Annotated in this window: 2 protein-coding genes; both read left to right on the plus strand. The window is 40.4% G+C overall.

Annotated elements, in window-relative coordinates:
• On the plus strand, positions 1-1050 hold a 1050-nt coding region (locus AYJ08_RS07280; RefSeq protein WP_483295061.1), incomplete at its 5' end, for an NHL repeat-containing protein.
• A gap of 65 nt (positions 1051-1115) precedes the next feature.
• Positions 1116-1877: a 3-oxoacyl-ACP reductase FabG gene (fabG, locus tag AYJ08_RS07285; RefSeq protein ID WP_064017174.1), complete on the plus strand. Its 762-nt coding sequence runs from the start codon at positions 1116-1118 to the stop codon at positions 1875-1877.
• Positions 1878-2105 lie beyond the last annotated feature (228 nt).

The following is a 2105-nucleotide window of genomic DNA, read 5'->3' on the forward strand; positions in this document are numbered from 1 at the left end:
TTGTATACTGTGGGACTATTTCCGATTTTAATCTATCCAAATCAGGTGTTGCCCGATGGGAGTGGGAAGTTCTACGTAACTGATACGGGGAATAATCGGATAGTTGTCTATAAAGATTCCGTTTTGAGTGCTGTGCTAGATGGTTTTATCGGAAATTCTCGTGGTGACAAAAAACAGTATGCGGGTCCTTTCGATGTGGAAATTGACAAAAGCGGCAATATTTTTGTGGCTGATTCATTTAATCATAGGATTCTAAAGTATAATTCCAGTGGAGTGCTGGTTGGAAAATGGGGCAATAATTTCGGAAATGGCGGACCCAATGCTTTTGGCAGTTTGCCTGGTCAATTTATCGTTCCGCGTCAGATTGCTGTAGATGCTTACGGATTTGTTTATGTTGCTGACTCTGTGAATCATCGCATTCAGAAATTTACCAATACAGGTGTTTTTGTAGCTACCTATGGTTCGATGGGCTATCTCAGCGGTTTTTTTCAATTTCCAGCAGGAGTAGCAGTTGATCGTAAAGGAAACATCTTTGTTGCTGATACACTTAATCATCGCATTCAAAAATTTAATCCATTTTTCATTTACATGACAGAATGGGGCCAAAAAGGAACAAAAGACGGCCAGTTTAACCAGCCAATGCAATTGGCCATTGATTCAAAAGACAACATATATGTGGTGGATCGGAATAATCATCGTATTCAGAAGTTTGATAATAGCGGGCGTTTTCTAGCTAAATGGGGAACAAATGGTGGCGCAGGTGCAACAGACCCATTGGGAAATTGGAAGGAAGGAAAAGGGGATTTGTTTCTCCCAATCGGTATTGCCATAGATAAACAGGATCGTGTTTATGTCACGGATACCTCGAACAATCGAATGGAAATGTACGATCAAGAGGGAAAATTTCTTGAGGAGTGGGGGCATTTTAGTGGAGCAGACGGACATTTTTTCTCTCCGCAGGGATTAGGGATTGATTCGTCAGGAGCACTGTGGATTGCGGATGGGCTGCTGCAACGGATTCAAAAATTCGTCCATCGGAGTAAAAAATAAGGGTGCATGTTGGTTTTTCGAGTGAATATACTCCAAATAGCTGATAGAGAGGAGAAATAGTTGCTATGAGTCGTATTAATTCGCAGAAGCTACAAGGAAAAGTAGTGATCGTAACAGGGGGAGCCAATGGTATAGGCAAAGAGACTGTGAAGCTGTTTTTAGCGGAAGGCGCAAAGGTGGTCATCGCTGATTATAATCAAAGCGCGGGAATCACTTTATTGGAGGAGTGCCAGCAGGCTGGTTTTGAGCATGTTAGGTATGTACAGGTAGATGTCTCCAACATGGAGAGTGTCGAGAAGCTGGTCCAAAGCGTAATCGAAGCATTTTCCACAGTGGACATTCTGATTAACAATGCGGGGATTACGCAGGATGCAATGGTAGCAAAAATGACGGTAGAGCAATGGCAACGGGTTATTGATGTTAACCTGAATGGGGTTTTCTACTGCACAAAAGCAGTCATTCCGCATCTGATCGAGAAAGGCTCGGGTAAAATTATTAATACATCATCTATTGTCGGCTGTGCTGGCAATATTGGCCAAACCAACTATGCTGCATCTAAAGCAGGAGTAATTGGCATGACTAAAACTTGGGCTAAGGAACTAGGCAGAAAGGGAATAACGGTCAATGCGGTTGCTCCTGGCTTTATTGAAACGTCAATGGCTCTAAAGGTACCTGAGAAGGTACTGTCAAATTTGGTTGCCCAAATCCCTCTACATCGTCTAGGAAAGCCATCTGATATTGCAAAAGCATACCTATTTTTAGCCTCAGAGGATGCAGATTATGTAAACGGTACTGTCTTAGAGGTGAATGGCGGACTGGCTATTTGAACAAGTAACGATAAAGCGCGCTGATCTCATAAAGAGATGGCGCGCTTTATTAACAAAAATTAATAATTTATTTATTAGATAAAAAAACACTGGAGGAAAAATTTTATTTATAAAATATAAGGAAGTATTTATTTGTAATATATTCTTAAAATTCAATAATGGCCTATTTTTTCATAATAATAAAAGAATTACCTTTTTGAAAAAAAGTGAATATAGTAAATTTTAGCT

Source organism: Brevibacillus sp. SKDU10, assembly GCF_001645205.1.
GTDB classification, from domain to species: Bacteria; Bacillota; Bacilli; order Brevibacillales; family Brevibacillaceae; genus Brevibacillus_B; species Brevibacillus_B halotolerans.